Here is an 11,255-nt window from a genome sequence, read left to right as displayed (position 1 = left end):
GCCGCCGGCGCGCCGGCCGCGGCGGGCGCGGCTTCCGGGCGGCGGGGGCCACCGGGTCCGCAGCCGGGGCGGCGGCCTCCTGCGCGGTGCCGACCGCCGGCGCGGCGAGCAGCGGCGCCAGCAGCAAACAGCCGAACCGGCGCCGTGTCGGCATCACCCTTCCACCTCCAGGTCCTGCATGGGGCGCGTGCCGCGCGGGTCGGAAGCCGGGTTCAGCGCCGGCGCGGCGAGCGGGGCGTGCGCCGTGTCCCGCCACGCCCGCAGCGCCCAATGGACCGACGGGAAGGCTATGCCGTCCCACGGGATGTCCGCCCATTCGAACAGCCCGACCTCCAGGCTCTCCGGCCCCGGCTCAAAGCCCGGCTCGTCCAAGCGGGCGCGGAAGATCACCTGCACCTGCCCGATGCGCGCGATGGAATACACGGCCAGCACGCCTTCGATCCGGATTCGCGCGCGCGCCTCTTCCCAGGCCTCGCGCGCCGCGCCCTCCTCGACGGTCTCGCCCATTTCCATGTACCCGGCCGGGAGCGTCCAGAACCCCAGCCGCGGCTCGATGGCCCGTCGGCACAGCAGCACCCGGCCGTCAACGGCCACCACGCTGCCGACCACGATCTTCGGGTTCTCGTAGGCGACGAAGCCGCAATCGCGGCAGGTGAGCCTTTCCCGGTCCTCGCCTTCCGGCGTGGTGCGGATGAAGGATGGCATGGGGAGCAGGATGGGCAACGCCCCCAGCGAAGGCAAGGCGAACCTCGCCCCCCGATCGTTCCCGGACGCCGCGGACGACTCGCCCCCGGGTCAAACCCGCAGGTCGAGGAGCGAACCGCGCGGCTGCGGGCGCGCGGGCAGCGCCGGCACGGCCTCCAGCGGCCGTTGCGCCCCGGCCTGTGCGGCCGCCTCCACCACCTCCGGGACGGCGGCGGCTGAGGCGCCGACCGCGCTCGAGGGCTGCGCCGGCGCGGCTCGGTCGATGGCCGGCGTGAAGGCCGAAAGGGAGTGCGTCGAGATCATGCGCAGCACCGTCGCACCCAAAGCTGAACGCAGGATGAACGGCCGGTGCTCCGCCCAAACGTCGCCCCCGCGGCGATTGCGGTGGCGGTGCAAGGGCGGCACGGGGCGGATCGGCATGCGCGGAACGATGCCCGCCGCCCGCGTTAACTCACAAGTAACGATCCCCTGGGCGCGCCCGCCTCACGCCGTCTCGAGGGCCGCGACGCCCGGCAAGGTCTTGCCCTCCATCCACTCCAGGAAGGCCCCGCCAGCGGCGGACACGTAGGTCATGCGCTCCGCCACGCCAGCGTGCTTCAGCGCCGACACCGTGTCGCCGCCGCCCGCGATGGACTTCAGCCCGGCCGACTGGGTGAGGCCCGCCACCGCCTGCGCCACCGCCACCGTCGCGGCGTCGAAGGGCGGGGTTTCGAAGGCGCCGAGCGGCCCGTTCCACACCAGGGTGGAGGCCTGCCGCAGCCGCGCCTCGATCGCCGCCACCGTGTCCGGTCCGACGTCGAGCGCCATCATGTCGGCGGGGATCGACTCCGCGCCGACCTCCCGCGTCGGCACGTGCGGCGCGAAGGCCGCGGCGACCACCACGTCGATCGGCAGCAGGATCTCGCAGTTGCCGCTCCGCGCGTCCTCCAGGATGCGGCGCGCGGTCTCGTGCATGTCCGCCTCCTGCAGCGACTTGCCGACGCCGTGCCCCTGCGCGGCGATGAAGGTGTTCGCCATGGCGCCGCCGATCACCAGCACGTCCACCTTCTTGGACAGGTTTCCGAGCAGGTCGAGCTTGGTGGAGACCTTGGCGCCGCCGACGATGGCCACCACCGGCCGGCTCGGGTTGCCGAGCGCGGCGTCCAACGCCTCCAACTCCGCCTGCATCAGCCGCCCCGCGTACGCGGGCAGCAGCCGCGCGACGCCCTCGGTACTGGCGTGCGCGCGGTGCGCGGCCGAGAAGGCGTCGTTGACGTACACGTCGGCGAGCCGGGCGAGGCCCTGCGCCAGCGCCGGGTCGTTCTCCTCCTCGCCGGCGTGGAAGCGCGTGTTCTCCAGGAGCAGCGCTTCGCCGTCCTTGAGCCTGGCCGCCGCTTCCTCGGCCACCGGGCCGACGCAATCGTCAACGAAGGCCACCGGGCGGTTGAGCGTGGCGGAGAGCGCGTCGGCCATCGGCTTCAGCGACATCTCCGGCACGCGCTTGCCCTTCGGCCGGTCGAAGTGGCTGCACACGACCAGCCGCGCGCCCTTGTCCAGCAGCTCGCGCAGGGTGGGCGCGAGCCGCTCGATTCGGGTGCGGTCGGTGATCTTGCCGTCCTTGACCGGCAGGTTCAGGTCGGCGCGCAGCAGCACCCGTTTGCCCTTGGGGTCGAGGTCGTTGAGGGTGCGGAAGCGCGCCATGACCGTCCCGTTCCCCTCAGAGCGTGCCGAGCAGCGCGGCGGTGTCCGACATGCGGTTGGAGAAGCCCCACTCGTTGTCGTACCAGCTCATCACCCGCACCAGCGCGCCGTCCACCACCTGCGTCTGCGAGGCGTCGAACACGGAAGAGCGCGGGTCGTGGTTGAAGTCGATGGAGACCAGCGGCGCCGTGTTGTAGCCGAGGATGCCGCTCAGCTCGCCCTCCGAGGCCTCCTTCATCGCCTGGTTCACCGCCTCCTTGGTGACGCCCTCCTTCTTGAGGTTCACGTCCAGCGAGATGAGCGAAACGTTCGGCGTCGGGATGCGGATGGCGGTGCCGTCCAGCTTGCCCTTCAACTCCGGCAACACGAGGCCGACCGCCTTGGCCGCGCCGGTCGAGGTCGGGATGGCGGAGACCGCCGCGGCGCGCGCCCGGTGCAGGTCCTTGTGCAGCGTGTCCACCGTGTTCTGGTCGCCGGTGTAGGCGTGGATCGTCACCATGTAGCCGCGCTGGATGCCGAACTTCTCGTGCAGCACCTTGGCCACCGGCGCGAGGCAGTTGGTGGTGCAGGAGGCGTTGGACACCACCTGCATCTCCTTGGTCAGCGCCTTGTGGTTGACGCCGTAGACGATCGTGGCGTCCGCCTCCTCGCCCGGCGCCGAGATCAGCACCTTGCGGGTGCCGGCTTGCAGGAGCTGGGCGGCCTTGTCGCGCTTGGTGAAGATGCCGGTGCATTCGGCGGCCACGTCCACGCCCTGCCAGGGCAGCTTGGTCGGGTCGCGCTCGGCCGTGACCTTGATGGGGGCGTAGCGGCGGCCGTTGCAGGCGATGACGAGGCTGTCGCCCTCCACCTGCACCTCGCCGGGGAAGCGGCCGTGGACGCTGTCGTAGCGGAACAGGTGCGCGTTGGCCTCGGGCGAGCCGAGGTCGTTGATGTGCGTGACCTCCACGTCGTCGCGCCCGCTCTCGATGGCGGCGCGCAGCACGAGGCGCCCGATGCGGCCGAAGCCGTTGATGCCGACCTTCACCGTCATGGTTCCTGGCCCTCTCCTCTGATGTGTCGCGGAATGATCGCTCTAGCCCGCCAATCGTTTCCGCACCGCGGCGGCGGCGACCTCGGGCGTGATGCCGAAATGGCGGAACAGGTGTTCGGCCGGCGCGGAGGCGCCGAAGCCGGGCATGCCGATGAACAGGCCGCGCTCGCCGAGCCACCGGCTCCAACCGAACTCGGCGGCCGCCTCGATGCCGACCCGGAGCGCGTCCTCGCCCAGCACCTCGGCCCGGTAGCCCTCGTCCTGCTCGGCGAAAAGCTCCCAGCAGGGCAGGGACACCACGGCGCAGGGGATGCCTTCGGCTTCGAGGAGGTCGCTGGCGGCCAGCGCCACCTGCACCTCGGAGCCGCTGGCGATGAGCGTGGCGCGGCGCGAGCCGCTGGAGGCTTCGGCCACGACGTAGCCGCCCCTGGCGCAACGGTTCTCGCCGGCATCGACCCGAAAGGCGGGGAGGTTCTGGCGCGACAAGGCGAGCACGGACGGGCCGTCGGCCCGCGCCACGGCAAGCTCCCAGCACTCCGCCGCTTCCATCGCGTCGCCCGGGCGGAAGACGTGCAGGTTCGGCATAGCGCGGAAGGAGGCGAGGTGCTCGACCGGCTGGTGGGTCGGCCCGTCCTCGCCCAGCCCGATGCTGTCGTGGGTGAGCACATGGACCACCCGCTGGCGCATGAGGGCCGCCAAGCGGATCGAAGGCCGCATGTAGTCGCCGAAGACGAGGAAGGTGCCCGAATAGGGAATGATCCCGCCGTGGAGCGCCATGCCGTTCATGGCCGCCGCCATGCCGTGCTCGCGCACCCCGTAATGAATGTAGCGGCCGTCCCAATTCCCAGGGGAGACGGCCGGCACGCCCTTCACATTGGTGTTGTTGGAGCCGGTGAGGTCGGCCGAGCCGCCCACCATCTCCGGCACGGCGGGCACCAGGGCCTCCAGCGCGCGCTGGCTGGACACGCGGGTGGCGAGCTTGGGCTTCTCCTCCGCCCATTTGGCCCGGAGGGCGGCAAGGGGGGCGTTCCAGCCCTCCGGCAGCCGCCCGGCCATCGCGCGCTCGAACTCGGCCCGCTGCGGGTGCTCGGCGAGGCGCCAGAGCCAGGCTTCGCGGGCGCCGGCGCCGCGGCGGCCGGCCTTGCCCCAAGCTTCGCGCAAGCCCTCGGGCACCTCGAACGGGCCGTGGTTCCAACCAAGGGCCGATTTCGCGGCGGCGGCCTCGTCCGGGCCGAGGGGCGCCCCGTGGCTCGCCGCGGTGCCGGCCTTCTTAGGCGCGGAGAAGCCGATGATGGTGCGGCAGGCGATCAGGGTCGGACGGTCGCTCTTCGTCGCTTCTCCGAGAGCGGCCGAAATGGCGGCCGCGTCGTGCCCGTCCACGCGCCGCGCCGCCCAGCCGTAGGCTTCGAAGCGCTTCAGGGCGTCGTCCGACAGGGACAGGGATGTGTCGCCGTCGATGGAGATGTTGTTGTCGTCGTAAAGGACCGTCAGCTTGCCCAGGCGGAGGTGCCCGGCGAGCGACGCCGCCTCGTGGCTGATGCCCTCCATCAGGTCGCCGTCGGAGGCGACCACCCAGGTCCGGTGGTCCACCAATTCGGGGCCGAAGCGGGCGGCGAGCAGCCGCTCGGCCATCGCCATGCCGACCGCGTTGGCGAAGCCCTGGCCGAGCGGGCCGGTGGTGGTCTCGATCGCCGGGTGCTCGCCGAATTCAGGGTGCCCAGCGGCGGGCGAATGGAGCTGCCGGAAGCGCCTCAGGTGTTCGATGCCCATGCCGGCGTGCCCGGTCAGGTGCAGCAGGCCGTAGAGCAGCATGGAGCCGTGCCCGGCCGAGAGCACGAAGCGGTCGCGGTCCGGCCAGCGCGGGTCGGCGGCGTCGAACTTCAGGAACTTCGTCCAGAGCGCGGTCGCGGCGTCGGCCATGCCCATCGGCATGCCGGGGTGGCCCGACTTCGCCGCCTCCACCGCGTCGATCGCCAGCGCGCGGACGGCGTCGGCCATGCGCCGCTCCTCCGTCGCGGGGCGGGCGAGGATGGCCGCCTGCGCGGCCAGGGCGGGGTTCGGCTCCGCTTTCGGTTGGATGTCGGGTTCGAGGCTGGCCACGCGGCTGTTCCCTTCCGGTCCGTGCGCCCGGGCGTGGGCGCTATAGGACCGGCACTTGGGCGGGGCAACCCGGGCCGCAACAAGCGTTCCGCGCGCGGCGCGCGCGTTCCGTCAGAAGGGCAGGATCGCGTCCAGGAGCTGCTGGCCGTAGCGCGGTTGCTGCAAGTCGGAAAGCGTGCCGCGCCCGCCGTAAGCGATGCGCGCTTCCGCCAAGCGGTCATGCTTGATGGTGTTGTCGCTGGCGATGTCCTGCGGGCGGATCACGCCCTGCACGGCCAACTCGCGCAGTTCCGCGTTCACCCGCACCTCCTGCCGGCCGCCGACCACGAGGTTGCCGTTCGGCAGCACCTGCGTGACGGTGGCGGCGAGGCGGAGCGTGACGGTCTCGACGCGCTTCACCGTGCCGTTGCCGTCGCTGGTCTGCCCGCCGGAGGTTTCGAGCAGCGATTCCGGGCTGGCGCCGCGCGGCAGCCAGCGCGTCTGCATCCCGAAGACCTGCGGCAGGCCAAGCTTGTCGCCGCCCTGGCGGGCGCGCTGGGTGCGGTTCTGGAGCTGCGCCTCGTCCTGGATGGAGACCAGCACGGTGATGACGTCGCCCACCTGCGCCGCCCGCTGGTCGCGCAGGAAGGTGCGGCTGCCCGGGCGCCACAGGCTGTTGGCCACCGCGGGCGCTTCCTGCGGCGCCGGCATCGGCATGGAGACCGGGCGCCACGCCGGGTCGGCGGTGGGGTTCGCCACCGGCGACATCTCCGGCGCGCGGCCGACGCGGGAGATGCGTTCCAGGTTGCCGCAGCCGGCGAGGGAGAGCGCGAGCGGGAGCAGCAGCAGTGTCGGGGAGGGGCGGCGCATGGCGTGCGGTTCCTTCAGCGGGCGGAGGCTGCGACGGTCGGGGTGGAGCCCATGAGCACGCGGACCCGGCCAGTCCCCACGACCTCGCCCTCCACGACGCTCCGGCTCGCCAGGTTCATCACGGACACCACGGCGCCGCGCGGCGCCGATTCGAGCGCGCGGCCCTGCACGGAGAGCGACAGGCCCGGCGCTTCCAGCACCAGCGCGACGGGCGCGTTCTTCTCCACCAGCGGCGGCGGGGCGAGGTCGGCGGCGGCGAAGGGCATCTCCGCGGCCATCGGGCGCCGCAGCCGCTGGCCCACCACCTCGTCGAGCCGCTCCGCGGTGCCCGGGCGCACCCGTTCGGCGCGCAGCCGGACCAGCCGCGCGTCCCCGGCGCCGACCACCTCGCCCAGGCCGATGCGGCGGGTGGCGACCACCGCGGGCCGGGTCGGCACCGCGCGCCCGGAGAGGCGCATCCGCGCGGTCGGCATCCCTCCCGCCAGCACCACCAGGGTCGAGGAGAAGCGGCCGGTCGCGGCGTCCAGCGCCGTGTTCTCGGCGGAGACCTGCGCCAGCGCGGCGGACGGCACCACGGGGGGCAGGAGCGGGCCGAGGTCCAGCTCGGAGTCGGGGTCGAGGCCCAGGCGCGACAGGTCGGCGCGGAGCGCGGCGTCTATTTCCTCGCGCGGCACCGCGCGGCCGGGCCGCTCCACCACCGTGCGTTCGTGCGCGGAAAGCGGGCGCCAGGGGAGGCCGTGCGCGCGGGCCAGCGCGGAGAGTTGCGCCGTGTCCAGCACCAGCCGCCGGCCCGGCGCGGGCGCGGCGCCGATGGCCTGCCCGGCTTTGGGGCCGGCGTTCTCGAACACGTCGCCGAGGCGCAGCACCGGCTCCTCCACCACGGAGAGCGGGCGCGGCGCCGCCATCTCCTGCGCCGCGGCAGGGGCGAGCGGTGCCAGGAAGGCGAAGAGGGCGAAGAGGGCGCGCATGGCGGCCCCCGCCTCAGCGCAGCCGCGCGAGCGTCGAGAGCATCTCGTCCGTCGCGCTGATGACCTTGCTGTTCATCTCGTAGGCGCGCTGGGCGGTGATGAGGGAGGTGATCTCCTGCACGGCGTTGACGTTGCTGGTTTCGATGAAGCCCTGCATCACTTGGCCGTACCCGGGCTGCCCCGGCGCCGCGAGCTGCGCCTGGCCGGAGCCGGGCGTGGCCAGCAGCAGGTTGTCGCCCACCGCTTCCAGCCCGCCCTCGTTGGCGAAGATGGCGATTTGGATCTGGCCGACATTCTGCGGCGCCACCTGCCCGTCGAGCTTGGCGAGCACCTCGCCGGCGGCGTTGATGGTCACGTCGCGCGCGGCGGCCGGGACGGTGATGCCGGGCTGCACGGGGAAGCCCTCGGCGGTGACGATGACGCCCTCCGGCGACAGGCCGAAGGTGCCGTCGCGGGTGTAGGCGACCTCGCCGGAGGGGAGCTGCACGGGGAAGAAGCCGTTGCCGCGGATGGCGAGGTCGAAGCGGTTCTCCGTCTGCGACAGCGACCCCTGCTCGCCGATGCGGTAGATGGCGCCGGTCTTCACGCCGAGGCCGATCTGCGCGCCGGAAGGCAGGATGGAGCCGGTGTCGGAGGACTGCGAGCCGACGCGGCGCAGGTTCTGGTAGATCAGGTCCTGGAACTCGGCGCGGCGGCGCTTGTAGCCGGTGGTGCCCATGTTGGCGATGTTGTTGGAGATGACCTCGACGTTTGTCTGCTGGGCCATCATGCCGGTGCCGGCGATCTGCAAGGCGCGCATGGGTGGTCTGGTCCTTCCTGGAACGGGCTAGCGGCGGCGCAGGATGCGTTCGACCGCGGACGACAGGCGCTCGCCCTCGCGCTCGACGAACTGCGCCGCGAACTGGAACTCGCGCGTCTGCGCGGTCAGGTTGGTGATCTCCGCCACCGGCCGGACGTTGCTGTTCTCCACGGCGCCCTGCACCACGCCGGGCCGCTCCGCCGGCGCGCCCGGCCCGTCGTCGCTGGCGTAGAGGCGCGCGCCTTCCGCGCGGAGCTTCTGCGGGTCGTCGAAGCGCACCACGCGGAGCTGGCCGACCGGGCCGTTCTCGCTGCGGACCGTGCCGTCGCCGAGGACCTCGACGCGCGTGTCGTTCGGGCCGAGCACGATGGGCTGGCCGCCCGTGCCCAGCACCGCGTTGCCGTCCGCGTCCGTCAGCTTGCCGTCGCCCGCGAGCGCGAAGCGGCCGGCGCGGGTGTAGCGCTCGCCCCGCGGCGTCTCGACGGCGAAGAAGCCGTCGCCCTGCAAGGCCAGGTCGAACGGGTTGCCGGTGGTGGAGATCGCCCCGCCCGCCGTGTCGCGCCAGGTCGCGCGGTCGATGGCGTAGGCGGCGCCGCGGTCGCCGGGCGGCGCCGCGTTCCCCACGGCGCGCGGTTGCAGGAACTCGGCGAAGACGGCGCGCTCGGCGCGGAAGCCCGGCGTGTCGGCGTTGGCGAGGTTGTTCGCCAGCACCTGCGTGCTCCGGAGCTGCGCGCCGAGGCGCGAGAGCATGATGTAGCCAGGCGAGTCCACGGCCGGTCCTTCTCCGGGGCGCGGGCGGTCGGTCCGCCGGGCGCGCTTGGAGGCGGCAGGATGGCGGCCGGAACGCCAACATCCGGTTAACGGCGGGCGGCTCCCGCGCCGCCAAGCCCGGCAAGGATCGCCGGCGCAAGGCTTCCTTAACCGGCGGCGGGGAGGATGCGGCCCTCCAGCGATCCGAGGGTTCCATGACGGAGCAGCCGACCGAAGCGACGACGCCGCCCAAGCGACGGGGCAAACTCCTGCTGGTCGCCGCGCCGCTGGTCCTCCTCGGCGCGGGCGGCGCCGGCGCCTGGTTCGCCGGCCTCGTCCCCGGCTTCAAGGCCACCGAGGCCGCTTCCATCGCCGGGGCGCCGGCCGAGAAGCCCGTCTTCGTGGACATGCCCGACATCGTCGCCAACCTGAACGCCCCGGGCCGCCGGTCGAGCTACATCAAGCTCCGCTCCAAGCTGGAGGTGGCGGGCGCCGCGGACGCGCGCGCGCTGCAGGAGGCGATGCCGCGGCTGCAGGACCTGTTCACCACCTACCTCCGGGAAGTGCGGCCGGAGGAGCTGCGCGGCAGCGCCGGCACCTACCGTCTGCGGGAGGAATTGATGGTGCGCGCCGGCCTCGCCGCGCCGCCCGCGCGGGTGACGGACGTCCTCTTCGTCGAGCTGCTGGTCCAATGAGCGCGGGCGCACCGGGCCCGTCGCCGGCGGCCGACGGGGAACCGCTGCTCGGGCAGGCGGAGCTCGAGGCGCTGCTCGGCGATGCCGGGCATGGCGGCGACGACGGCATGCGGCGCGTGGTCGGCGCCGGGCTGGTCGCCTACGAGCGCTTGCCGATGCTGGAGATCGTCTTCGACCGGCTGATGCGCGCGATGACCGGCTCGCTCCGCGGCTTCACCGGCGACAACGTCGACGTTTCCATGGAGGGCATGTCGTCGCTGCGCTTCGGCGATTACCTGGAAGGCGTGCCCCGGCCGGCGCTGCTCGCCGTGTTCCGCGTGGAGGAGTGGGACAACTACGGCCTGCTGGTGGTGGACTCCGCGCTGGTCTACTCGGTCGTGGACGTGCTGCTCGGCGGCCGGCGCGGCAACGCCGCCATGCGCGTCGAAGGCCGGCCCCACACCTCCATCGAGCGCGCCTTGGCGGAGCGCTTGGTTTCCGTGGTGCTGGACGACCTGTCGGAAGCGTTCAAGCCCGTTTCCCCCGTCCGGTTCCGCTTCGAGCGGCTCGAGGTGAACCCGCGTTTCGCGGCCGTCTCGCGCGGCGGCAACGCCTGCGTGCTGTCGCGCTTCCGCGTGGGCATGGAGGACCGCGGCGGGGGCCTCGAACTGGTGCTGCCCTACGCGACGCTGGAGCCGGTGCGCGAGGCCCTGCTGCAGCAGTTCATGGGCGAGAAGCTCGGCCGCGATTCGATCTGGGAAACCCACCTCGGGGAGGAATTGCGGCTTACCGAGCTGGCCCTGGACGTGGTGCTGGACGAGCAGACCATGCCGCTCTCCGCCGTGCTGTCCTTGCGCCGCGGCGACCGCATCACCCTCGACGCCTCGCCGGACGCGCCGGTGAAGCTGCGCTGCAACGACGTGGACCTGTTCGAAGGCGACCTCGGCCGCCGCAAGGACCGCTTGGCCGTGCGCATCACGCGCGAACTGCGCGACGCCGCGGTTGTGGCGGCCGCCGTGGAGGGCTGACGGCCGTGGGCTGGTTCGAATGGCTGGCGCAACTGGCCGTCGCCGCGCTGCTGGCCGGCACCATCGTCGTGGCGCTGCGGCTGGAGCGCGCGCTCCGCGCCGTGCGGCGCGACCGGGAAACGCTGGCGGATTGCGCGGCGGGCTTGGACGAAGCGTCCCGGCGCGCGGAAGCGGCCTCAGCCCTGCTGCGGCGGGACGCCGAGGGGAGCCGCAAGGCGATGGAGGGCGGCGTCGCCGCAGCTGAAACGTTGCGGGACGACCTGCGGTACCTCGTGCAGCGGGCCGAGGCGGCGGCTGACCGGCTGGAAGGCTTGGTCCGAGCCGCCCGTCCCGGCGTCGCCGGGGGCGGTTCCGCCCCTATCGCCCTGCCGGTCCAGCAGGCGGCTGGGCGTGCGGAGAGCCGCGCCGAGCGCGACCTGCTGGTCGCCCTGGCCCGGCGCGCCTCGTGATGGCCGCCCCTCCCGCGGCCGCCGCCCGGCGCCGCCACCGGCGCCTGCTGCTGCCGGCTGCGTTGGGCGCCATGGGCGTGCTGCTTGCCGTCAAGGTGGCGACGCTTGCCGCGCCGCTGCTTGGTGCGGGCGGTGCCGACCGCGCCCCGGCCCTTGTGGGCTCGGCCAGGGCGTCCGAAGCGCCGGGGCGCGCGGCCAAGGCGCCACCAGCCGCCGCCGG

At 73.3% G+C, this 11,255-nt stretch carries 13 protein-coding genes; 4 read left to right on the top strand and 9 right to left on the bottom strand.

Annotation, left to right across the window (positions count from 1 at the left end; all coding sequences use genetic code 11):
• Nucleotides 1–153: 153 nt before the first annotated feature.
• The 9 genes from ABD067_RS00930 to flgF all read right to left on the bottom strand — a co-directional run bounded on the left by ABD067_RS00930 (nucleotide 154) and on the right by flgF (nucleotide 8,905).
• Complete coding sequence (locus ABD067_RS00930) at nucleotides 154–741, bottom strand: NUDIX domain-containing protein (RefSeq protein ID WP_456305232.1); 588 nt, start codon at nucleotides 739–741, stop codon at nucleotides 154–156.
• A gap of 54 nt (nucleotides 742–795) precedes the next feature.
• Nucleotides 796–1,125 carry a hypothetical protein gene (locus ABD067_RS00925; protein ID WP_343893247.1) on the bottom strand — a complete coding sequence of 110 codons (330 nt, stop codon included), beginning with the start codon at nucleotides 1,123–1,125 and terminating at the stop codon, nucleotides 796–798.
• Between the two features lie 63 nt (nucleotides 1,126–1,188).
• Entirely contained in the window at nucleotides 1,189–2,385 is a 1,197-nt protein-coding gene (locus ABD067_RS00920; protein WP_343893246.1) for a phosphoglycerate kinase, read from the bottom strand.
• A gap of 16 nt (nucleotides 2,386–2,401) precedes the next feature.
• Nucleotides 2,402–3,418, bottom strand: a complete 1,017-nt coding sequence (gene gap / locus ABD067_RS00915; RefSeq protein WP_343893245.1) for a type I glyceraldehyde-3-phosphate dehydrogenase — start codon at nucleotides 3,416–3,418, stop codon at nucleotides 2,402–2,404.
• A 42-nt stretch (nucleotides 3,419–3,460) separates the two neighbouring features.
• On the bottom strand, nucleotides 3,461–5,518 hold the full coding sequence (gene tkt, locus ABD067_RS00910) for a transketolase (RefSeq protein ID WP_408871489.1): 2,058 nt from the start codon (nucleotides 5,516–5,518) through the stop codon (nucleotides 3,461–3,463).
• A 111-nt stretch (nucleotides 5,519–5,629) separates the two neighbouring features.
• Nucleotides 5,630–6,367: a flagellar basal body L-ring protein FlgH gene (gene flgH, locus ABD067_RS00905; RefSeq protein WP_343893244.1), complete on the bottom strand. Its 738-nt coding sequence runs from the start codon at nucleotides 6,365–6,367 to the stop codon at nucleotides 5,630–5,632.
• 14 nt (nucleotides 6,368–6,381) lie between these two features.
• Nucleotides 6,382–7,335, bottom strand: coding sequence for a flagellar basal body P-ring formation chaperone FlgA (gene flgA, locus ABD067_RS00900; RefSeq protein WP_343893243.1), 954 nt, complete (start codon nucleotides 7,333–7,335; stop codon nucleotides 6,382–6,384).
• Between the two features lie 13 nt (nucleotides 7,336–7,348).
• Nucleotides 7,349–8,134 (bottom strand): flagellar basal-body rod protein FlgG, encoded by a 786-nt coding sequence (flgG, locus tag ABD067_RS00895; protein WP_343893242.1) that lies wholly within the window; start codon nucleotides 8,132–8,134, stop codon nucleotides 7,349–7,351.
• 27 nt (nucleotides 8,135–8,161) lie between these two features.
• Nucleotides 8,162–8,905 (bottom strand): flagellar basal-body rod protein FlgF, encoded by a 744-nt coding sequence (gene flgF / locus ABD067_RS00890; protein WP_343893241.1) that lies wholly within the window; start codon nucleotides 8,903–8,905, stop codon nucleotides 8,162–8,164.
• 194 nt (nucleotides 8,906–9,099) lie between these two features.
• On the opposite strand from flgF, the gene ABD067_RS00885 reads away from it, so the two are divergent.
• The 4 genes from ABD067_RS00885 to ABD067_RS00870 form a co-directional block, all read left to right on the top strand.
• The gene (locus ABD067_RS00885) at nucleotides 9,100–9,579 is read left to right on the top strand and encodes a flagellar basal body-associated FliL family protein (protein ID WP_343893240.1); all 480 of its coding nucleotides are present in this window, start codon (nucleotides 9,100–9,102) and stop codon (nucleotides 9,577–9,579) included.
• Nucleotides 9,576–10,586 carry a flagellar motor switch protein FliM gene (gene fliM / locus ABD067_RS00880; protein ID WP_343893239.1) on the top strand — a complete coding sequence of 337 codons (1,011 nt, stop codon included), beginning with the start codon at nucleotides 9,576–9,578 and terminating at the stop codon, nucleotides 10,584–10,586. The genes ABD067_RS00885 and fliM overlap by 4 nt, the downstream gene beginning before the upstream one ends.
• A gap of 5 nt (nucleotides 10,587–10,591) precedes the next feature.
• Nucleotides 10,592–11,035, top strand: a complete 444-nt coding sequence (locus ABD067_RS00875) for a DUF6468 domain-containing protein (RefSeq protein WP_343893238.1) — start codon at nucleotides 10,592–10,594, stop codon at nucleotides 11,033–11,035.
• The coding region (locus ABD067_RS00870) for a hypothetical protein (RefSeq protein ID WP_343893237.1) at nucleotides 11,035–11,255 on the top strand (221 nt) is incomplete at its 3' end. The genes ABD067_RS00875 and ABD067_RS00870, both read left to right, overlap by 1 nt.

It is taken from the genome of Craurococcus roseus, assembly GCF_039523795.1.
GTDB classification, from domain to species: Bacteria; Pseudomonadota; Alphaproteobacteria; order Acetobacterales; family Acetobacteraceae; genus Craurococcus; species Craurococcus roseus.
This window is presented reverse-complemented; position numbering and strand designations above follow the sequence as displayed.